The organism is Pseudomonas kribbensis (assembly GCF_003352185.1).
Classification (GTDB): domain Bacteria; phylum Pseudomonadota; class Gammaproteobacteria; order Pseudomonadales; family Pseudomonadaceae; genus Aquipseudomonas; species Aquipseudomonas kribbensis.
On record NZ_CP029608.1, the window covers coordinates 3,516,161 to 3,537,983 of the forward strand.

The following is a 21,823-nucleotide window of genomic DNA, read 5'->3' on the forward strand; positions in this document are numbered from 1 at the left end:
TTAGCGACTGACCACAGCCTGCGCGGTGGCATCGGTGAAATCAAACACCTTGCCTCCCTGCGCCGAAGCAAATTGCTGCGCCTGCCCCTTCAACAAAAACGCACTCAACCGCCCCTTCCCATCACTGGCAAACCACGCCTGCTCCGCCAGCAACTTGATCCCGCTGTCACTCGCCTGGGCATACACCGCCCGGATGTTCTTGCCTTCCGACTTCAAGCCGGCCAACGCCGTGAACGCCTCTTCAGCCGAGGCATACCGCCGAACCTTGTCCTCCCCCCGCACCCAGATTTCCGCAACATGGCTGAAATCAGAAATGGCTTTTCCAGTCACCGCATCGACAGACTTCAACGGCGTCTGCGCGTAGTTGGCCAGTTGCGCGGCGTAATCCAGGTTCGAGGCCTTGAACGCCGCGCGGATGTACTGATCGTCGATAAAGGTATTCAGGTCGAGTCCGCGATCGGCCTTCTTCAGCAGCTTCAGCGTGTCGATGGCGGTGCCCACGGCCTGTCGATATTCCGGTTTCCAGCTCAGGTCACGGGTCTGCACGCCCAGCGGGCCGTGGAACAGGTAATTGACCTCGGCATCGACGCCAGTGACCTTGGCGATCAGCTCGCTGTATTTCTCCGGTTCGGCGGCCAGCAGTTGATTGGCCTCGATGGTTGCGCGCAGGTAGGCGACGACGATTTCCGGGTACTTTTTCGCGTAGGCCTGATCCACCAGCGCACCGTGGAAGGTCGGTGCATTGGCCTGGGCGCCGTCGTAGATCTTGCGGGCGAAGCCGCGGCTCGGGAACAGTTCGGCGAACGGCACGAAGTCGGCGTGGGCGTCGATCTTGCCGGCCTGCAACGCCGAGCCTGCGACCTCCGGTGGCTGGGCGATGATGTTCACATCCTTCAGCGGATCCCATCCTTGCTCGGCCACCGCGCGCAGCAACATGCCGTGGGCCGTGGAAGCGAACGGCACGGAGATGGTCTTGCCCTTGAGCTCGCTCAACGACTGCACGCCGGACGCGCTCGGCACCACGATGCCGTTGCCGCTGCCCTTGATGCTGCCCGACAGCACGCTGATGAACAGGCTGTGCTTGCCGGCGGTTTCGAACGCCACGCCGTTAAACGCACCGGGGAAATCGGCCATGGCGCCGAAGTCGAGTTTGCCGGCGACCATCTCGTTGGTCAGCGGTGCGCCGCTGGTGAAGTTCTTCCACTGCACATCATATTTGGCGTCCTTGTAGGCGCCGTCGTGGGGCAGGTATTTGTCGAGCAGGCCGAGCTCACGGATCAACAGCCCGCCGGCGGCGCAGTTGATGGTGGTGTCCTGGGTGCCGATGGCGATGCGGATGGTTTCGGCCGAGGCCGACAGGGTGAACGAAGCCAGTACCAGACCGGCGATTGCTGCACGCAACATGGTTGAATCCCCTCGAATCATTTTTAGGATGTTCGTCTCCGCCGCGATCAGGGCGCGGTGGGAAACGAGGGGTGTCTTGAATCAGGCGTCCGGTGTTGCCGGATAGCGTTTTAGCGAAGCAGATACGGGATTTCGACTTTCACCGCACCGGTCGGGCAATCCTTTTCGCAAGGCATGCAGTACCAGCATTCATCGAAGGCCATGTAGGCCTTTTGCGTGGCCGGGTTGATCGCCAGCAGGTCCATCGGACAGACGTCGACACACACGGTGCAGCCCTTTTCGGCGATGCATATGTCCTCGTCCACAGTGACGGGGGCGTTGGAGCGGAAGAAGATTTCCTGGGCTTGATAGGCCATGGTCCGGACTCTCTCTAGTGATGGCTCAAGCGGCAAAAGCGCCGACCCGAAGGCGGTCGTAAGCCTGCATTTCCTCGGCATCGAGGGGGATGATGTAAGGCTCGACGGCTTTCTTGAAACTGGTCATGCGCCCGTCCTCGCCCTTCTTCAGGTGGCAGTGGCAGAACCATTCGCGGTCGTCCCGCTGCGGGTGATCGACGCGATAGTGGTACAAGCCCCAACGGCTTTCGGCGCGGAACAGCGAGGCGCGGGCGGCCATTTCGGCGCAGTCGCGGATCACACTGGTTTCCATGGCACGCATCAGTTCGTGGGCGTTGTTGGCCTTCATCTCGTTGAGATCACGTTCGATGTCGCTGAAGCGTTGCAGGCCGATTTCCATCTTCTTCGTCACTTTCGGCGGTTGCAGGTAGTCGTTGACGAAGCGTCGCAGCTTGTACTCGACCTGGGCCGGCGGCAGGCCGTGTTCGCGATCCAGCGGTGCGTAGACCCGGGCCTTTTCCTTCGCGATCTGCTCGGCATCCAGCGCGGAGAACTCGCGCCTGGCGACAAACTCCGCCGCGTTGTGACCCGCAAACCAGCCGTAGGTGAACGCGCCGAGCATGTAGTTGTGCGGTACGGCGGCCATGTCGCCGGCCGAATACAAACCTTTCACCGAGGTTTCGGCACGCTCGTTGACCCACACCCCGGACGCCGAGTGACCGCTGCAGAAACCGATTTCCGAGATGTGCATCTCGACCATCTGCGTGCGGTAATCGGTGCCGCGATTGGCGTGGAACTGGCCACGGCTCGGGCGCTCGTTGCTGTGCAGGATTTCCTCGATGTTCTGGATGGTTTCCTCGGCCAGGTGGTCAAGTTTGAGGAATACCGGGCCATTGCCGCTTTCCAGTTCCTGGTGGAACTCCCACATCATCTGCCCGCTCCAGTAGTCGCACTCGATGAAGCGCTCGCCCTTGTTGTTGGCGGTGTAGCCACCCAGCGGGCCAGTGACGTAGGCGCAGGCCGGGCCGTTGTAATCCTTGATCAGCGGGTTGATCTGGAAGCACTCGAGGTTCGCCAGTTCGGCCCCGGCGTGATACGCCATCGCATAGCCGTCGCCGGCATTGGTCGGGTTTTCGTAGGTGCCCATCAGGTAACCCGAGGACGGCAAACCCAGTCGCCCGGCAGCGCCGCAGGCGAGGATTACGGCTTTGGCCTTGATCACGTGGAAGTCGGCGGTGCGGCAGTCAAATCCCATCACGCCGTTGACGGCGCCCTCCTCGTCGGTCAGCAAACGGGTGCAGACCAGGCGATTGGTGATGCTGACCCGCGCCCGTTTCAACTGGCGATACAGGACCTTCTTGATGTCGTGCCCTTCCGGCATCGGCAGCACATAGGCGCCCATGTGGTGGACTTTTTTCACCGCGTAATCGCCGGTTTCGTCCTTCTCGAACTTCACGCCCCAGCGGTCGAGCTGCTCGATGGTTTCAAAGCTGTGCGTCGCGTAGGCGTAGACCGCCGCCTGATTGACGATGCCGTCGTTGGCGATGGTGATTTCCTTGGTGTACTGCTCGGGCGTCGAGTGGCCGGGAATGATCGCGTTGTTCAGGCCGTCCATGCCCATGCTGATCGCGCCGCTGCGCTTGACGTTGGCCTTGTCCACCAGCAGCACGCGCAGCTCCTTGTTCTTTTCCTTGGCCTTGATCGCCGCCATCGGGCCGGCCGTGCCGCCGCCGATCACGACGATGTCGTATTCCTGCTCTAAGGTATTGCGGGTCATGTCACGCCCCTTTTTGCCGGTCGATCCGCAGGCGGTACTGGAACGCATCGCCACGGTAGTAAAGGTGTTCGAAGTCCAGCGGCTGGCCGTGGCCATCGTGGGTCAGACGCTCGATGCGCATGATCGGCGAGCCGGCCTCGACGTTCAGGGCCTGGGTCAGGTCGCTGTCCGCCAGCACCGCGTCGATGGCCAGGTCGGCGTGGCCGAGGGCGATACCGCAGTCGTTTTCGAGGATCAGGAAGATGTCGCGGGTGACCAGATCAGCCTTCTCCAGCCGCTCGCCGACGGCTTTTGGCAAGTAGGTGATTTCCAGCGAGATCGGCTCGCGGTTGATCAGCCGTACGCGTTTGATCTGCGCAACGATTTCGCCTTCGGCGACCTGCAAACGCTCGGCGACCAGTTTGTCGGCGGCGATGAATTTGAAACTGCGCAGGCGGTTGATCACCTCGTAGCCACGGCCGGTCATGGACTCGGCGAGGCCTTGCAGGGTGCTGACGTTCTGGAAGGTCTTGGGCTTGGCGACGAAGGTACCTTTGCCGTGGATCTTGAAGATCAGCCCTTCTTTCTGCAGATCGCCCAGCGCCTGGCGCACGGTGATGCGGCTGACTTTGAACAGCGTGCCGAGCTCGCTTTCGGACGGCATCTGGCTGTCTTGCGGGTATTCGCCGTCGAGAATGCGAGCGCGCAGCACGTCGCGCAGTTGGGTGTGCAGCGGAACGCTACTTAAGGAGAGAACGTTATCGGTCATCACGGGATCACTTGTTATAACGAGTTATGACGTGATCTTAGAGACGTTATGACAAGCTTGAGAAATACCGAATGGGCATAAGGTTAGATGCGCCTTCAGTGGCGCTTGAGGATCTGATCCATGACCCAATCGGTCTTCAGCGCTTCGGCGGCTACTGCCGGATGCCTAGACTCACCGCGAATCTGCGCGTTCATGCCCAGCACGTGATGCCACTGGATGTGATCGTGATGGGGGATTTCCAGGCTGATGTCCTCATCGGCGTGCAGTTCGACCGGATGCTCGTCGAACACCGAAAAGCCAATCCGCCCTTGGCTGCCGATGATCTCGACCCGATCCTCGCGCCGATCCGCGACAAAGCTCCAGCAGCCCATGCCCAACGCGCCCGAGGCGAATCGCCAACTGGCGCTGACCGCATCTTCCGCCGCATACAACCCGGCCTGACGCGCCGTGAAGCCGGCGACTTCAACGATGTCGCCCAGCAGGTACTGGAACAGATCGAAACCATGGCTGGCCAGATCCGCAAAATACCCGCCACCAGCCACCGCCGGATCGGTGCGCCAGTTGGCGCTGCCGTCCAGATCCTTCGGCGACGGCGCCTTGGTCAGCGTCCAGCTCAGATGCCGCACTTCGCCGATACGCCCCTGCTGCAACCATTGCCGAACCTGCTGGAAACGCGGCAGCGAACGGCGGTAATAGGACACGAATAAGTGCAGACCTGCATCGGCAAACACCCGCTGCATTTCGCGGCTTTGCCCGGCGTTGAGGGCCATGGGTTTTTCCACGCAGCAATGCTTGCCGGCGGCGGCGACTTTCAGGCTGTAGGCATGGTGGCTGTCGGGGGGCGTGGCGATGTACACCGCGTCCACCTCGGGGTCGTTGATCAGCGCATCGACGTCGGTGTAAGTCCGGGCGATGCCGTGGCGCGCGGCGTAATCGGTCACGGCTTCGAGGCGTCGCCCCATCACCGCCACCAACGCCGAGCCGGGGGCCTTGTAGAAGGCCGGCCCGCTCTTGCGTTCGGCAACACTCCCGCAACCGATCATGCCCCAGCGCACCACGTTCATCGTCACGCCTTAGCCGATGCGCAGTGCGCGCAGGTCGAGGTGGCCGTCCTTGAGCGGCGGGCACCAGTAGTAGCCGCCGGTGATCGGCCGGCTGATGCGGTACAGGCCGTCGGTGATGCCATCTTCCAGACCACTCATGCGGCGCAGCTGTGCTTCGAAGGCATCGAGGGAGAAACCGAACGCCAGGAACATCAGGCCGGCGCGGTCACCTTCGATCCACGGCATTGAACGGCGCACGACGAAGGCTTCCGGAGCGAAGCTTTCCTGGGCGGTGCGCTTGACGTGGGCGGACACCGGGGCGTCGTCGATCTCTTCGTTGTCGCTCAGGCGACGGCCCATGATGTTGTCTTTGTCCTCGGCGGACAACGCATGGAACCCCTTGAGGTCGTGCTGCCATTGCTGGATCGCGGCGAAGCTGCCACCGACCAGACCGTCGGCGCCTTCACTTTGCAGTGCGGCGGCGATGGCGGCTTCGTCATGAGGGTTTTCGGTGCCGTCTTCATAACCGGTCAGGTCATGGCCGTCCTTGTGGCGGAAGGCTTCCTGCATCTGCACCAGACGCAGCGCCGGGGCCAGTGCGGCCTCAAGTGCAGTGCTGCGGTTGAGCAGCTCGCCACGGTCGACGCCGTGCAGCCAGACCCACAGGGCGTGCTGGGTCGACGGGTTTTCCACGCCAACGCCGGTCAGCGCCGGGAAGCTGCGCAGGCCGTCGATGTTCACATTCAGGGCCTTGGCCAGGGATTCACCGAAACCGACCACCGCCGACTTGCCGTCCACCAGGTTCAGCAGGTTGTCGATCGCCTGCGGCAGCGCTTCAACCGACTCGAGGGCGAAAAACAGGTGACGTGCTTGCGGCGGAACTGGGGTGGCGAGGATGCCCGGCTGGTAGTAACTCATGTGAACTCCTTGGGAAAGAGCGCGGAGTTTAACTGTAGCCGGAGGGTTTGTGTGGGATCAGATGACGCACTCGTTGCGCCACGCGCTCGGGCTTTTGCCGGTCCAGCGCTTGAACGCCCGACGAAAGCTGCGCACGTCGCTATAGCCGACCTCCTCGGTAATACGCTCGATCGGCATATCAGGATTGGCCAGCAAACTCATGGTGCGCGCCTGCCGCACCTGCTCCAGCAGCGCCTCGAATGTCAATGAGTGCTCAGTCAGACGCCGGCGCAAAGTGCGGCTGCTCATGTTCAAGTCGCCGGCAATCTTTTCAATGTGGCTGCCCCGGCTCAGGTCCCGGGCAATGGCGCGCTCCACAGCCTGGATCAGATCGAGCTTCTGATGCACCTGCGCGGCTTCCAGCTCCAGCAGTTTGACTGCCTGACGCAACGCCAGTGAATGGTGGTTGGGCAGGTTCACATCCAGCCATTGCACGTCGATCAGCATGCGATTGTGCAGGCAACCGAAGCGTACGTCCGGCCCCAACAGCCGTCGGTATTCATCGACGTAATCCGGCGCCGCGTGGACGAACTCCACGGCAATCGGCTTGAACGTCTCGCCCACCAGCGCCCGGCCGTAGACCAGCAGGCTGGCGTAAAACTCTTCGACGGCGAATATCTGCACCTCAGCGAACGGCAAGCGGCACTCCACGTCGACGTGCACCTGCTCGCCCACCACATCCACGCTGATCACCACGATGCCGCCGGACGTGTGCTGATGGCGAATGCCCAGCTCGAACGCATCGCGCAGGTTCTTGCACAGCGACAGCACATGCCCGAGCAAACCCAGGGTGCCGAGCACGTTCTGCGCGCCGACCCACAGGCCCAGCCCCTGATTGGGCAAGGCCTTGAGCGCCCGCTGGATCATGGCCACGGCCTGGCGATAGGAAATCCGCTGCGACGGATCCTGCAGATCCTCGACGTCAAAGCCCAGGCCACGGCACAGGCTTTGCGGCTCGATGCCCTTGTTGGCGGCGACTTCGGCCAGGGTCTGCAGCAGAAATGGCGACACCAGCGCCAGATCGAAGGTGGGGTCTTGGAGTTTTGCGTTCATGGGGGCTGACATTCCGGATCACGCTGAATTGTTATTTTTGTTACCGGTTATGTCGAAGGAAGTTAGCACAGGGTTGGTGGACTGTCCGCAGAAGCCCCCTTCCGTGTCCGCCAATACCCTGCCCCGGCGTGCGCCAAGGGCTTATTTCTATAGTGGCCGGGCGTCCTGCGCGCCGGCGGTGCGCCCAAACACAATAATAATGAGGACGGACATGACCCCGAACCGCGCGACATTCCCTGTGCGACTGGCGCTGAGCCTGCTCGGCTGCGCCACCACCCTGCCGGCGCTGGCCACCGAAGCCGGCGTCGACAATATCGGCCCCGGCACCGACGGCTTCTTCATGCTGCCGCTGGAGGTCGACAGCCTTCCCGAGAACATGGTCGCCTTCAACCTCTACTACAACCATTACAAGGCGACCAAGCTCAATATCAGCTCGTTCGGCGGCAAGGTGCCGAATGTCGAGATCGAATCCACGGCGGTCATCCCGCGCATCGATTACCTGAGCCCGGTGCGGGTGTTCGGCGGACGCCTGGCCGGCTACATCGCCCAGCCATGGCTGAAGCAGGAAGTCTCGGTGTTCGGCCAGAGCGACACCCGCGAAGGCATGGGCGATACCACCATCGCCCCGATCATCCTGTGGGACATGGGCAAGAACCTGACCCTCGGCGCTGCGGTGGAAATCACCGTCCCCACCGGCGAATACAGCGTCGATCGGCTGGCCAACACCAGCAACAATTTCTACACCTACAAGCCGCTGTTCTCCTTCACCTGGCTGCCGACGGACAACACCGAAGTCTCGATGAAGACCACCTACAGCTTCAACGAGAAGAACAAGGACACCGACTACAAGTCCGGGCAGATCTTCCACTTCGATTACTCGGCCAGCTACAAGATCACCGACGACCTGATGCTCGGCGTCAATGGCTATTACCTCAAGCAGACCACCGACGACAAACAGTTCGGCCACACCGTGCAGTTCGCCGGCCAGGACGTTGACGACGGCGTGCGCGGCCAGGTGTTCGCCATCGGCCCGGCGCTGCACTTCACCTTCCTCAAGTACGCCAGTGCGGAAATCCGCTGGGCCAGGGAGTTCGACGTGGAGAACCGGCCGGAGGGCGATATGTTGTGGGCGAAGGTGAGTATTCCGTACGCGTTCTGAGCGTATTTGTAGGAAAGCACGTGCGGATTTGTAGGCTGAAAACCTGAAAAACGCTGGGGTGGAATAGGCCTACAGCGGCGGTCGAGATTGCCGGACAACGGAGGGAAACGTCCGGCAGATTTGAAAGGGGGGCTTGCAGATACTGGGTCCCGCTACCTCATGGTTCCTTAAGGGCTCATGGGGTGCATCGTCTGCCAGTGACGACAATGGGCCATTCCCCCCCTTAGACTGCTGAAATTGATCACGGAGATCACTATGAGCATATTGCATTCCCCGTTTTACTCTGACTTCGAATCCGAAGAAGAGGCAGAGAGCTACGATCGCTGGTTTCGTGCCAAGGTGCAGGCTGTACTGGATGATCCTCGCCCGGGTATTCCCCATGAGGAAGCCATGGTGCGGCTCGACCAACTATTAGAAGAGAGACGCAAGAATCGACGCGCTGCCGCTTGAATGGAGCAATCAAGCTCTGGACGATCTGGCTGACATTATCGATTACGTTGAACAATACAACTCAAACGCTTCAACGGCTCTGCAACACAAGGTTGGTGCAGCAACGCAAAGGCTTTCATCAATCCCCTATGGTTACCGGTCCGGTCGAGTGCCAGGCACTCGGGAAATGGTGGTCAATCCAAACTATCTGCTGGTCTATCGAGTGAACGGCCGCATCAAAATACTGACGTTAGTCCACACCCGACGACAATACCCACGAACCTCATCAACCTAAAAAAAAGGGCGGCCAAATGGCCGCCCGAAGCGTACTACACGAGAGTCCTTTACAACGTCAGCTGCCCCCGCTCCTCCTCGGTCAGCTGCTGTTTCGCCTGTTCATCCAGCACCCCGGCGCCCAGCACCTGCACCGGGCTGTTGGGGTTGTAGCCCTGCGTCGGTGCACGGCTGGCGCCATCGCGGGTCGGGGCCAGTTGCTCGTTGCCGAAACTCAGCACCTGCACGGTGAACACCGAGGCCTGGTTCTGGCGCGACGCGGCTTGTTGCTGACGGGCGACGTCTTCCGCTGCCTGGGTCGCCGATGACGCGGCGGAACTGGCCGAGGTAATCGCCCCGGTATTGACCGCCGAAACCACCGGCACACCGGTCGCCTTGCCCTGCACCGAGATGTTGGCGGCGTTGACCACCGTCAGCGCGGCGATGTTGACGTTGCCCGAGACGCGAATCCCCGCCTCGCCCGCATCGATGGTGCCCAGCGGCGCGATCAGATCGATGTCGCCCGGAGCCACTTCGGCAATCGGGTTGAGCGTGGCAATACCGGCGCCAGTGCTCGGCACCGATGGCGACAGGGTCGCGTTGCCCCATGTGTCGTACACGCGTTTCGGCGGCGTGTAGACCACGGTGGTTTTCGAGCCGCGACCGGCGTTGATGTCGCCCGAGGCGGACCAGCCCAGAATCGAGCCACCGAATGTGGTCATGATCCGGCTCTGTCCCAGCAGAATGCTGCCCTCGGAGTAGAGCTGAATGTTGCCCGAGCCCTGGGTGATGATCCCCGCCGTGGATGGCGGCGCCGCGCCTTCGATGCCGAACACCTGACCGCCGCCCGGAGTGAGCATCTGGATGTCACCACCGAACAGCGTCTTGACCCCGGCGCCGCCGTAAAGCGTGATATCGCCGTCATAACGGATCGGGTTGCCGGCCACATCGGTGGTCGGGAACAGCGAAGCAATGGCGTTGCGTCCGCGCAGGTAACTGCCTTTGCGCGGGCCATCGGCGTCGTTGTATTCCAGGCCACCGGCACGCAATTCGGCGAAGTACACCTGACGGGCGAAGATCGCCTGCTCGGCACTTGGCAACGCAGCGAAGAAGGCTTGCGCCTGTTCGGCGTTGCCGCTGAAGCCGTAGCCGAGGGTCAGCCAGCTCTGCAATTCGTCGAGGTAAGTCTTGACCACTTTGCCTGGCTGCCCGTTGAGCGACGCATTCGGGTCGGCGAGGTTCTGCGGGTTCAGATAACGGGCGATAAACCGCGAGTAGTCCGGCCCCTGCTGGCCCACACCGGCCTGCAATACCACGCTGGCCCCCGGTTGTTTATCGCTTGCCACCAGCGAGCCGAGGCTGGTGATGCTGGCGCGGTTCTCCATCAGGATGTTGCGCCCGGCATTGATATCGAGCACGCCGGGGCCGGCGATATCGAAGCTGCTGTAGAGAATATCGCGCCCGGCAGAAACGCGAGAGATGTCTCGTGGATCGTTATGGACAAACAGGTTGCCGGTGGAAGAAATATCATCCTTGCCGTTGCTTATTTCCGAACTCGGTACTGCCGTAGGCTGCCCCAGGGTGGTGCCGGAGGCGACGATGTCACGACCGGCGATCATCCACACGGGCCCGGCGGCTTCGTACCAGGTGCGTCTGGAAGTGGAAAAACTCAACGTTTCGCCACTGCGAATACCTACCAGGTCCCCCGTCAGTGCGTAGAACCGCGCCGGCCCCTGTACGTCGTTCAAACCCGAATAGCTGTTGGGACCAAAGGCAAATAGCGGATATCGCATGTTGCCCTGGGGTGCCACGCCATCCTCGCTGTAGTTGGTGCGTAGCGGTTTACTGGCGTTGCTGTTGGCATACGTGTTGAACGCCGGGTTGAACGGTGTGGTAATGGCCGTCGGGCTGGCACCCGACTGGTTGATCGCATAGCCACCCGCGTAGATGGAGTCACCTGCCAACAGTTCAAGCTGTCCCGACTTCGACGGTGCCAGGAGCAGCGAGTAACCTTGCAGCGGGTAGTTGTCTACGCCAGTGAACGTCGCGGACGGCCCTGCATAGATGGACCCCTGCCCCGCCACCGCGCGTAGTATCGATGGATAGACAAACCGACCATCGGTAGGCGAGGTATTGCGTCCCGTGATCAAGCCGTTGGAGGTATTGAACTCGGATATCTGTGTGCCCGGCGTTAGGTTCCCGCCAGCCGAGAACAGATCGATTGCGGTGTGGTCAGTCCACAATGAGAAGCCGCTCAGAGTACCGCCCTGCTGAACGCTACCGTTGGCGGCCATGATCGGGCTGGCGTTCATCAGACTCACTCGCCCAGGATCCCCTGCACCGCCCAACACCAGATCACCTCGGCTGCTCAGGCTCATGCCCGAGTCTCCCGGAATCAGCACCACGCCTCCGGAAGCGCTACCAGTGGTCGAGGTAAATGGATCAAGTGCCCGGGTTTCCCGAAGATCATTGACCACGGCGCTGGCGCCGTACTGCAGGTTGATGCCACCCAGTGCCCCACCCGTCATCCGTGCCGCACCGCGCAGGTTGATCAGCGCACCTTGCAGATCATGGACCGGTTTGCCGATACCGGTTTCTCCTGCCCGCGCTTGCAGCGACGGGTTGAACGTACCGCCGATTCGAATATCCATGTCGCCACCACCGGTCATCTGCACGCTGCCATCGCTGGCGACTCGACCGGTGCTGCCGACTGCGACGATCAGACCTTGGCTTCGAGGATTGTTCACGGCATCCCCCAACGGCTTGAGCATGCCGGCATCACCACCGGCCCGCAGGCTGATATTACCGCCGCCCAAAGTGCCAAAACCGGTGAACCCGACCAGGTACGGTTCGGTATTGGTGTTCGTGTCTGGCATCAATTGGGTGGCATAGCTGCCGAAGTTGATCCACCAGGCCGTGGGCATATCCGGGTTGCCCGTGCCTTGGCGCCACAGCCAGTTGCCCACCGCGACACTTGCGATCTGCTCCCGGGTTCCACCTGAAGTCGATCGAATTTTCTGACCTACCGAATCGCCCGAAACAGACCCGCCCGCGTTGATCGTCAGATTGCCGCCCATCTGCGGATACCAGGCCTGATAAAGACTGTCGGTGCCGCCGTTGACCCATTTTTCATAATCGGCACCGGCAGTGCCCAGCACCGAATTACTGTCCGAGAGATGTCCGCGTTTCTGGTTATACCGCGGGTCGACATTCGCTGACTGTGTACCGGCGGTATACACGCCAAACGGTGAATCCATGCTCAGGTTGCCGGCAGCCATCAGATCGAGGTCGCCAGTACCGGTGCGCAAGACGCTGAACATCTGGCTGTGGGCCTTGGCGGTTGTGCCGGGATTATTGCCGATGCAGAACTCCGGATAGATCTCGCAAAGGATCTGATACTCCTCGGGAACGGGTTCGTAGTCAGGTCCTTGACCACTGCCCGGCGCCCAGACCCAGCGTGCCATCGGCACACAGAGCCCTTCTATCTGCGCACAGATCTCCAATTGGTCATCGGGCACAGGGTAATACCCCGGAAGGTCATACGGATTGTCCGGTGCCCACACGAGTATCCCCGTTGCCTGGATAAGTGTGACACCGTAATGAGTGTCCGCCAGCCGCAGATTGCCATCGGTGGTGACAGGCTTCACGGCACGGCTGTCTGCCGCCTCAAGATCGGCACCGGCCACCGCACGCATCGACCATGACGCACTGCCCGAAGGCAACATACTGGCCAACGCCCAGTTCTTGCCTTGCTGCGTGCCGCTGAACGGACGCAGTTCAATCAGCGAAGTGCCATCGGCAAGCTTTACATCAGTCATCGAAGGAATCAGCGAGCCGCGCAGCAAGGCCAGCGCGCTACTCAGTTTCACGCCGGAAACCGTTAAAAGATCGAGGTCGAAAACCCCTGGCAGCGGCACGCCCTTGGGCCAGGTCATGGCCTGCAGACTCGTCGCCTTGTTCAGGCGGATACCGGCCCCCAGGCGAGTGTTCGCCGGCAACGTCACACTTTCGCCGAGCAACGTTCCCGCCGCGTACAGCAGATTTCCGCTGGCATCATGGATAGCCCCCGCCAGCACAGTGCCGGCGCTGAACGTGTACGCCTCGCCCAGTACCGCCTGGGTCGGCAGCAACGTGCCACTGGCCAGTCGCGCGCCTTGGATCGTCACGTCGTAATTGAGCGTCGCGCCCACCGGAAACTGCGTGCCCTCGGCCAGCGTCACCCCACTGCCCGGCACGATCAGATCGCCACCGAACGGCTGCACACCGGCAATCAGTTTCCAGCCAGCGTCATCCTTGGTTTCCGATGGCGGCGCGAAGCCGTCGTTGATGCTGCCGTAAATGTCGAGGTTGCCACCGGCACGAATCACCAGGCTGCCGGCTTCCCCTGACCCGTACACCAACGGGTTCAGTCGCGTGTGCGGATTGAGACTGGCGTAGCGATAGCCGGACAAATCCAGATCGCCCTCCACCACCAGATCACCGTCGGCAGTCTTGCTGGCGATCTCCACGCCCGGCCGCAGATGGAATGCATCGGCGTAGGTGGCGTTATTCAGTCCGGCGAGTTTGCGTTGCAACAGATCACCGTTACCCAAAGCAGCGTTGATAAAGTCTTTGCTGTCACCGTGAATGCGATCGAGCATGGCCTGATCAATCACTTGATACGGCCGACCACTGACCGCCTGATCGACACCATCGCGGGCATCGGTGTAGCGGCGCATGCCATTGAGCCCGATAGAGCGTGCGCCCTGAATGGTCAACACACCGCTGGCGTCGATGGCGATGTCATTGCTGCCCAGACGTGGCGCGTTCAGTTCCAGCGTGCCGCGCAGCATTCCATCGTGTTGCCCGGCGAGGAAACCGGGCACGGCATCGGTGCCGTGGCGCAGGTCGATGCGCGCACCGCTGCCCAGCGTGAGCAAACCATTACCGGAGCTGAGTTCGACCGTGGCACGGTTCGGCGCATCGATGATCTTGCCGTAGCTGTCGACCCGCAGTACGCGGCCATGGGCATCGAGCACGCTGTTGCCCGCCAGGGTCAGACCGTTTTTCGCCGACAGACGAATGCTGCCGACACGCTCGCCACTGGCGTCGATCAGACCGGCCACCGTCAGGCTGCCGTTATCCACCGACACATTGACCTCACCGGCCTTGAGGCCGTCGCCGATCACCAGATTGCCTTGTTTGAGTTGCAGGCTGCGGCTGCCGTAAACCTGCCCGGCATTCAAACGCTGATTGAGCGCGGCAAACTGCTCGGTGGCGTCACCACCCAGGCGCTGCGCACGAATGTCCACGCCTGCGGCCTTGTACGGCACCAGCGTGCCACCGGCGTCGTAGTAACCGCTGCTGCCGCCGACAATCTCGCCTTGCAGATCAACCATCCCGGCCGCATCGGCCAATGCGACGACGCTGAGATTACCCGCCTGATTATTCCTCGCCGACAGATCGATCCGCGAGCCCGCGGCCTGACGAATGTTGCCGTTGGCGCTGTACAGCGATATGTCGCCACCCCAGCTGTACTTGCTGACATCGTTGAACGGCAAGGTGCGTCCGGACAGCTCCAGCACGGAATTGCCGCCGAGGGTCAAATCGCCTTCGGACTTCACCGTCAGCTTGCCGCTGGCCAGTGCGATTCGGCTGTCGAGCACGACATCGCGGGCTTCAAGGTTCAACTCTGCACCCAGGGCATTGGCCACGCCGGCAGCCCCGGCGCCGCTTAATGTCAGACTATTGCCGGCCTTGAGCAGGCTGACTGATGCCGCCTCGCCAGTGAGCAACGGCGTACGCAGATTCAGATTGCCGCCGCTGTAGCTGTAACCCTTGACCGGATCGTAAGCGCCCTGCTCCTGATAAACCGCCAGGCTGCCCTTGTGATTGGCGGTGATGCGGTCGCTGGCGCTCAGGTTGACGTTGGCGAAACCCAGCGCCAAGCGATTGTTCTGATCCAGTCCGCTGGCCTGAGGCATCGGGCCATAACCCAGCTCGATACGCTGGGCCTGAATGTCCAGCGTGCCACTGCCGGTGCCCGCGCCGCCCGTGATGACTGCGCCCGGGCTCTGGGTCGCACCGTTCCAGATCAGGTTGGCGGTACGGATACTCGCCACGTCGCCGGCGTTGCCCAGACCGTAGATCGCCGGAGTGACCAGCACCAGATTCTGCAGTTTGCTCTGGCCGGTCTGCGGATCGATCGTGTCGAGGCTGACGCTGCCGAAGAAATTGAAGGCGTCGCGAGTGGTCAGGCTCAGGGTTTCCAGAGCCGGCGCGCCAAACTGCGTATCACCGCGCAGCAAGCGATCGAGTACGTTCTGGTTCAGCGTTAGACCGGCGGGCACGCGGCTGCCTGCCGCTGCAAGTGCCTCGGCACTGCCGGCATTGACCGAGCCGACCGACAATGCCAGATGACGGGTGCCGAAACGCACCGCTTCACCGAGTTCGAACTGGTTATCCGTGGCAGCAGTGATACTGCCGTTCGAATACAGCAGGGCCGGATTACTGCACACACTCGTTGCGCAAGTGCCGATCCGGATACTGCCCGCTCCGGCGATACCACTGGCCAGCTCCGGCGCGAGTACCTGGGTCCAACCGTTGGAAACGAGCAACACGCTGGAGGCTTTCGGCTCATAAACAAAACCGGCCATCGAGTCGTAGGCCACGTTGCCACGCCCCAGCGTATTGATCCCGCCCCCCGCCTCGACCGTGATGCCGCCAAGCGTTGACGTGGTGCGCAGCAAGACTTCCGGTGCAGACAGAATCGCCCCTTCACGCAAGACAATGTTTGCGCTGGTGCCCAGGAAACCGATGATGTTGGCGGCTTTGTTGTACAGGACATTCGGCATCGCACCGATAGTCAGACGCCCGGCATTGAGGTTGTTGAGCGTGTCAGCATACAACGACACACCGTTGAAGCCGGAGGTCGGTGCATGGCCCGCCCCCAGGATCTCGAAGCTGCTCCCGGCGTAGCCGCCGCGTACCACCGCCGTGCCGGTCATGCCGCCCGGGGCAGCGTCGAACAGCGCACGCCCGTTGAATTGCAAAGCGATGTCTTGCTTGCCGCCGGGGGCCAGGCGCAGGTCCAGTATCTTGCCGTCCATCGGTGCCAGCGCGCGTGGCACACCGCGCCGGGCGGCGTCGCTCTGGATGAACTGGGTAAAACCGGTTTCGTTGTACTGCGAGTAACGACGCAACACATCGGCAGACGTGAGAATGACCTGACTGGCAAGGCTGTCACGCAGGCCGGTATTGGCAATCGACATCTGCCCGCTGCTGGTCCATGAACCATTGCGCAGTGGCAGCGCCCCCGTTGTCACGCCGGGCGTCGCCTGACCGTTTACCTCAACGCGGAACGCACCGGGCATCAAGGCGAACGTTGACGGCAACAGTGTGTAAGTACCCGCCGCCAACCCCGGAACGCCGCCACCAATGGTGATCTGCTGCCCGATGCGCGGATCGACCGCACCGGCTTCGGCCAGCATCGGCGCATAGCTGCTCTGGTTGCCAGGCACGATGGCATAGACCGGGTTGCTCGCCAGCCCCGGCAGGCTGAAGGTGCCGTCAGGCGCATTGCGCACCAGCGGGTTGAAGCGCGCATCGGTGGAGCCACCACGACCGGACACGAAGCCGGCGCCGCGCAGTTCCCCGCCGCCGGACAGGTCGATGACCGCGCCGCCCTGCACGTCTGCGTACTGCGTGCCGATCGACACACCTGAGGTTTCGCCAGTGATGCCGTCGAGCACCACGGATTTGCCGTTGTAGCGATAGTCGATACCGTCCGTGGTGCCGCCATACGGCATGACCAGACCGGCGCCGCTGACCGAGGTCAGACTGCCCGGCAAGAGATGAACCTCGCGAGTCGTGCTGAGCAGATCGTCACCCAATACGATCTTGCCCAGCGGTGCACGCAAGACGCCGCCCTGCTCGATGTAGGCGGCAGAAAAAATCAGCTTTCCGAATGCCGAGTACGGCACTGCAGCCGGTGCAGCTCCGTGGCCGCTGATCCGCAAGGTGTGCTGAGAAACCGGAACCTCGCCCTGATAACCGACGCGCACCTCGGCCTGAATACCGGTGGCGGGATAGATCTGCGCCGCCCCTAGATTCAAGTCGCCTGGCGTCCACAAACGGGTGCCCACAGCGCCATCGTTCGGCGCGAGGAAACGCAGGTCGCCGCTGCTGTCGAGGCTCACCACACCAAAAGCCCGACGGCTGTATTCAACGGCCGGCGCCTGCCGTTGCAGGATCGAACCCTGAGTCCCGAAGGACAGGCCATTGCTTACATCCACAAGATTCGCGGAGGCATTGAACGTCGCGTCGGACAACCGAGTCGTCGGGCCCGGGAGCAGTCGCGGGCGCATCATGCTGAAGCCGGCAAAGTAGGTGCCCACACCCGACAGACGCAGGTACGGCGCACTCAAATCAACCCGCGCCGTGCCTTTGGAATTCTCGGCGAGCGACAGCGCTCCGGCGTACAGACTGAGGCTCTGATTCATGCGCAGATTGACGTCACCGTCAAAGGACAACAGGCCGTTGCTCAGCAGGCTGAGATTGTCGAACCCGCCCGTCATCAAGCTATCGGCACTCAAACGGGCTTGACCGTAGCGCAAACCATCGGCGCCTTCGCCGGGGCGCAGATTCGCGGGCAGCAGCCCGTTCCCTGCCGCCTGGCCAATGATCATTTCCCTCGGAGCCCGCACCGCGTTGCTCGCCGAGTCGGAATACAGCGGCGTTTCCAGCGCCAGGTCCAGACGACCACCGGCCGCCCCGATGCCACCCGCCGCCGCACGCAAGTTGCCTTCAACGAACAGGCCTGTGTAGGAACTCAAACCGATGCGCCCGCCATCCGTTGCGACGCGGGTCGGGCCCTGGCCGGCAATATCCAGAACGGCCTCGGTGCCTGAAGCATCCAGCCGCGCGCCCGGACGCACAATCACGTAGGCATCGGCGGCCGTGGCGGTTGCCAGTTTCGAATCGATCTCGCCGCCGATGATGATGCTGCCGCCCTTGCCGACCTGCCCGTAAGTGCGGCCCAGGGTGTCGGTCGCCGTATTGGCACGCCCGGCGACATCCAGCACCGCCTGCTCGCCGATCCAGATCGAGCGGTTATGCGCGTTCGGATCCGCCGTTTGAATGGAGGTGGCCGGCTGGATCAAGCCGAATTGTTGCTGACGAATATCGATCGTACCGCCCCAGGCATTCAGTTCACCGTCGACGGTGATCTGCCCGGCACCGCGCAGCTTGATGCTCTGCCCCGGGTCGACGCTGATGCGCGAGCCACGGCCCAGGGTCAAGGTGCTGTTGGCGGCGTCGATCAGCTCGACCAGCGTCGCGCCGCCTTGCAGTGTCAGGCTGGCACCGGCGCGCTGGGTCAGCACGCCCTTGGTCGGGTTTTCCTGGAACAGCGTCGGAGTCCACAGCTCCAGCGCCGTTCGCGGATCAACGCCGCTGACCTCGTTCGGTGCCGCGTCACCGAAACGGTAGACCGGCATGTTCACGTCAATTGCGGTGCCTTCGGCAACTTCAAGTCCGCTCAGGCCGATCAGGTTGTAGGCGGAGAACCCTTTACTGAACAGGTCGGTGGACAGTTGCAGGGTGTTGTCTGCCAGGGTTTTATCCGTTTGCCCGACAAGAATTTTGTTGGCCTGCACCGTCAGTGTGCCGCCGCCCGTGACGCCGTAACCGCGCAGTTCGCCATCGAGGTTCAGACGGGTTTTGCCAGGCGCGGAAATGGCACTGGATTCCACCGTCAGATCACCGCCCTTGCCGCCCCGGGTCTTGCCATTGGCGAGCACGGCGCCACCGGAAGAAACGTCGAGCAGGCTGCCGGCAGCGACGCCGATATCGCCGCTGCTGCGGATCGATATCAGGCCACCGTTCAGATACGCCAGGCTGGCGTTATCGTCCGGATTGGTGCGCAGGTTGCTCCACAAGCCTCGGGTATCGAGAAGCACGCCCTCGGCGATGCGGGTTTGCGTCGCCTTGCCGGCTTTGGCCGCCAGGCGAGTGTCGGTATTTGTACCGCCGTTGAACTGATTGAGTACGTTGCCCAGACGCAGACTGCCACCGCGAGCGGTCAGATCGGCGCCGACCTGCACATCCGGTGCGTACAGGGTGATGTCGCCACCGCTGTCGACCGTAAGCGCACCGTCAACGGCGATCTGATCCTTGGCCGAAACCTTGAGCGCACCGAGGCGGAATCCGTTGAGCTGATCGTTATCGAGATACAGCTTGCCCTTGCGGGTATCGGACACCGCGCCGGTCAAATCAAGATCATTGCCGGCGACCGGGCGCGTGCCACCGATCTGCACCTGATCGAGCAATGGATTGAGGGTATAAAGCAGGCCGTTCGACGCCGCGACAAAGGTCGGGTCATAACTGCCGACAATCAGTTGCGCACGCCGGGCCAGTGCGGTCTGGCTCTGCTGATAGCCGTCGAGCACCGGTTTCGGCGCCTGATTCTGCCGCCCGCCCTGGTACACATCGCCGATCATCTGCCCGTCGAGCACGGCGTTGGCTGTGGAAATCACCAGTTGCCCGGCATCGCGGCCCACGGTGTAACCCGACTCGAAACGTGAACGCGGGGCAATCAGCGGGTTGTAGAAATAACTGGTCTGGCCCCAGCGTTCGCTGTTGTCTTCATAACCTTTGTACAGCCCGGTGTAGAGCAGATCCCCCGGTGCACGAGAGACTTCATACAAGCGTCCATCGGCGCCGCGCAGCCAGCTCTGGCGGATCTGCCCGCTCTGCACATCCAGGGTGCCACCGGACAGGTTGATCAGCGAACCCTTTTCGGTGACCACGTCGTTGCCGGCGAAACTCACCGTGCCGCCCTGGGCCATCCATTCGCCGACGCTGTGGCCCTGGGTGCCGAGATAACCACCGACTTCCAGCAAGCCACCGGCGGTGTACCAGCGATCCGTGGCGTAGCCGTTGGTGCCGGCCGGCACGTACACCAGCTCGCGCACATCGACCCAGATGTCGTTGCTGTTGAGCGCGCCTTTCTCGCGGTTGACCGACGCATCACGCTGCTCGTTGCCCTGCACGTTGATCTTGATGCTGTTGTTTTCCATCGCCACTTTGACGCCGATGGCACCGGACACATCAATCATCGCGCCGTCACGCACCAGACTGCGGCGCTGTGCGCTGACCGCGACCTGGCCGCCGGTGGCCAGGGTGATCGAACCGCTCTGGAACTCGACACTGCCGCCGCTCTGGATCTCGATCCGTGACTGGTCGCCACGGATCCGGTTATTGGCGGTGACACCTGTCAGCGCGGCCTGATGCTGGCTGTCGAGGGCGGTCATGTCGCTGCTGTCGAGCATGATCGCCGTGGCACTGCCCTGCCCCAGCGTCACGCTGCCGTTGGTATCGGTGATCGGGTTGGAGAGGTGAATCGTGCCCCTCGTCGCCACTGACGTGCTGGCGAGCAATACGCCGTTTTGCACGACCTCGTGCCCCGCCATTGTGATGTCGCCGGTAGACGACTGGACCAGTCCGTTGTTAGTGACTTTGCCCGCCACGGCACCGGCCTTGAAGCCCGGAATGACTTCACTGCCAAAGGTGGTCGACAGCGCATTGCCTTCAGTGCCCGAGCCCTTGCGGATGTAGAAACGGTCACCGGCGGCCAGCACGGTCTGGCCCTTGGCGGTGTTGATGCTGCCGTCGTTCTGCACTTCGTTGCCGAGCAGCAGCGCATAGCCGCCGGCATCGGTAGAGGCCGCCGGTTTGTGGGTTTCAATCGACGCACCGCGCTCCACCAACACTTTGCCAGCGGCATCGGTGAAGGTCGGCTGAGTGCCGGTGCTGTCGAAGTACAAGCCACGATCACGGAACTGGATGTCGGTGATATTGGCGGCAGCGGCCACCAGGTTGCGCACGTTGACCTGACTGCTGCCGCTGAACACGATGCCGTTGCGGTTGATCAGCATCACCGTGCCGTTGCCCTTGATCTGGCCTTGAATCTGGCTGGCCCGGGCGTTCGGATCGTTGACCCGGTTGAGCACTGCCCAGTTCGACTGCTGGGCGAAATCGACCGTGGTGTTGCGGCCGACGTTGAAGGTCTCCCAATTGAGGATGGCCTTGTCGGCAGTCTGCTCGATCGTCACCGTGGTTTTGCCATCGACCTGGGTCTGCTGCGGGCCCTTCGCGTTCTGCCAGCCCTGGGTCAGGCTGTTGTCGACCTTCAAACCGCCCTCGCCCAGGCCGTCCGGCACGAATTGCACCGTGCCCAATGCAGCAGCGCGTCCGGCCGCTTGCGCCGCCTGTTGAGCGGCAATCGCAGCGACCGTGTTGTTCAGGGTCTGAATCGAGCGCTGCAACTGCGCATTGGCCTTCTGCTGCTGGGCCAGCGGCGGTGTCATGCCCGGCAAGCCACCCACGCTCGGACGTGCCGCCGCAGCCTGTTGCGCCGCTCCCTTTGCCGCAAACCATCCCGAACTGAACGCCGTCTGCGCCTGCGCACTGCCCGCCACCAGACACAACGCCACCGCGTGCGCCAACGGCTTGAGCAGCCACAGCGACGGCTCCCCGGTTTCACGCTTGGAGGACAGAACGTTGGTACGACGACGGGATGGGCGAGCGAGCATCACTACGAGATCCTTTTTGATTGCCACACAAGGCCGCAGGCATGCAAAAACCTGCTGTTACGTCATAGGCAGT

Annotated in this window: 11 protein-coding genes; 3 read left to right on the top strand and 8 right to left on the bottom strand. The window is 62.2% G+C overall.

Features of this window, described 5'->3' with window-relative positions:
• The 7 genes from DLD99_RS15985 to DLD99_RS16015 all read right to left on the bottom strand — a co-directional run bounded on the left by DLD99_RS15985 (position 1) and on the right by DLD99_RS16015 (position 7,317).
• Complete coding sequence (locus DLD99_RS15985; protein WP_114883532.1) at positions 1–1,404, bottom strand: ABC transporter substrate-binding protein; 1,404 nt, start codon at positions 1,402–1,404, stop codon at positions 1–3.
• Positions 1,405–1,514: 110 nt separating this feature from the next.
• The gene (locus DLD99_RS15990) at positions 1,515–1,760 is read right to left on the bottom strand and encodes a 4Fe-4S dicluster domain-containing protein (protein WP_114883534.1); all 246 of its coding nucleotides are present in this window, start codon (positions 1,758–1,760) and stop codon (positions 1,515–1,517) included.
• A gap of 25 nt (positions 1,761–1,785) precedes the next feature.
• The gene (locus DLD99_RS15995; RefSeq protein ID WP_114883535.1) at positions 1,786–3,516 is read right to left on the bottom strand and encodes a fumarate reductase/succinate dehydrogenase flavoprotein subunit; all 1,731 of its coding nucleotides are present in this window, start codon (positions 3,514–3,516) and stop codon (positions 1,786–1,788) included.
• Position 3,517: 1 nt separating this feature from the next.
• Complete coding sequence (locus DLD99_RS16000; protein WP_114883537.1) at positions 3,518–4,264, bottom strand: GntR family transcriptional regulator; 747 nt, start codon at positions 4,262–4,264, stop codon at positions 3,518–3,520.
• A 95-nt stretch (positions 4,265–4,359) separates the two neighbouring features.
• On the bottom strand, positions 4,360–5,328 hold the full coding sequence (locus tag DLD99_RS16005) for a Gfo/Idh/MocA family protein (RefSeq protein ID WP_114883539.1): 969 nt from the start codon (positions 5,326–5,328) through the stop codon (positions 4,360–4,362).
• A 9-nt stretch (positions 5,329–5,337) separates the two neighbouring features.
• Positions 5,338–6,225 (bottom strand): Dyp-type peroxidase, encoded by an 888-nt coding sequence (locus tag DLD99_RS16010; RefSeq protein WP_114883541.1) that lies wholly within the window; start codon positions 6,223–6,225, stop codon positions 5,338–5,340.
• 57 nt (positions 6,226–6,282) lie between these two features.
• Positions 6,283–7,317 (bottom strand): AraC family transcriptional regulator, encoded by a 1,035-nt coding sequence (locus DLD99_RS16015; protein WP_114883543.1) that lies wholly within the window; start codon positions 7,315–7,317, stop codon positions 6,283–6,285.
• Between the two features lie 211 nt (positions 7,318–7,528).
• Here DLD99_RS16015 and DLD99_RS16020 point away from each other — a divergent pair, with 211 nt between their 5' ends.
• The 3 genes from DLD99_RS16020 to DLD99_RS16030 all read left to right on the top strand — a co-directional run bounded on the left by DLD99_RS16020 (position 7,529) and on the right by DLD99_RS16030 (position 9,200).
• Entirely contained in the window at positions 7,529–8,476 is a 948-nt protein-coding gene (locus DLD99_RS16020) for a SphA family protein (RefSeq protein ID WP_114883545.1), read from the top strand.
• 255 nt (positions 8,477–8,731) lie between these two features.
• Positions 8,732–8,926 (top strand): type II toxin-antitoxin system RelB family antitoxin, encoded by a 195-nt coding sequence (gene relB / locus DLD99_RS16025; protein WP_011334551.1) that lies wholly within the window; start codon positions 8,732–8,734, stop codon positions 8,924–8,926.
• Positions 8,927–8,963: 37 nt separating this feature from the next.
• On the top strand, positions 8,964–9,200 hold the full coding sequence (locus DLD99_RS16030) for a type II toxin-antitoxin system RelE/ParE family toxin (RefSeq protein ID WP_240789134.1): 237 nt from the start codon (positions 8,964–8,966) through the stop codon (positions 9,198–9,200).
• 49 nt (positions 9,201–9,249) lie between these two features.
• On the opposite strand, the gene DLD99_RS16035 is transcribed toward DLD99_RS16030, so the two are convergent.
• Entirely contained in the window at positions 9,250–21,750 is a 12,501-nt protein-coding gene (locus DLD99_RS16035; protein WP_114883549.1) for a filamentous hemagglutinin family protein, read from the bottom strand.
• Positions 21,751–21,823 lie beyond the last annotated feature (73 nt).